The following is a 520-nucleotide window of genomic DNA, read 5'->3' as shown; positions in this document are numbered from 1 at the left end:
TCCTCGCCGGCCATGTTGGGGCCGTCGTGGTAGTTGAAGGCGAGGGTCGGCGCTCCCGTGCCACCCACGAGCGTGCCGTCACTGGCCAGCAGGCTCATGCCGAAGCCGACGACGTCGCCGTCGGCTCGCGCGACCTCGGGCAGGGCACTCAGGTCGGCCACGACACCCGGGTCGAGGACCTGGTCGGTCTGGCCGGAGATGCCGCCGTCGAACTCCTCGGTGTCCTGGGCACGCACGGCACCGTCAGGGGTGGAGCCGTAGATGATCGAGTCGAAGGTCGACGAGAGGCCGTTGCTGAAGACCAGGACGCCGGACAGGAACGCGACACCGAGCACGATCGCGAGTCCGCTCATGAGGAGCCGGACCTTGCGGGCGAAGATGTTGCGCAGCGTGAGCCGCAACATGTCAGGCCTTTCCGCGTGCAGCGGCGGCCTGCAGGGCCGTCATGTGCTCAAGAATCTCTTCGCGGTCCGGGTTGTTGATCTCGTCGACGACCCGGCCATCGGCGAGGAACACCACA

1 pseudogene is annotated in these 520 nt (G+C 67.7%); it reads right to left on the bottom strand.

From position 1 onward, the window contains the following. Positions 1-404: pseudogene (locus ACOADB_RS17255) on the bottom strand (ABC transporter permease); the annotation flags it as partial. Positions 405-520: the final 116 nt, after the last annotated feature.

The sequence above is a fragment of the Nocardioides sp. CPCC 206348 genome (genome assembly GCF_048654705.1).
Taxonomy (GTDB): Bacteria; Actinomycetota; Actinomycetes; order Propionibacteriales; family Nocardioidaceae; genus Nocardioides.
Note: the sequence above shows the minus strand (reverse complement) of the source record. Positions and strands in the feature narration are given on the sequence as shown.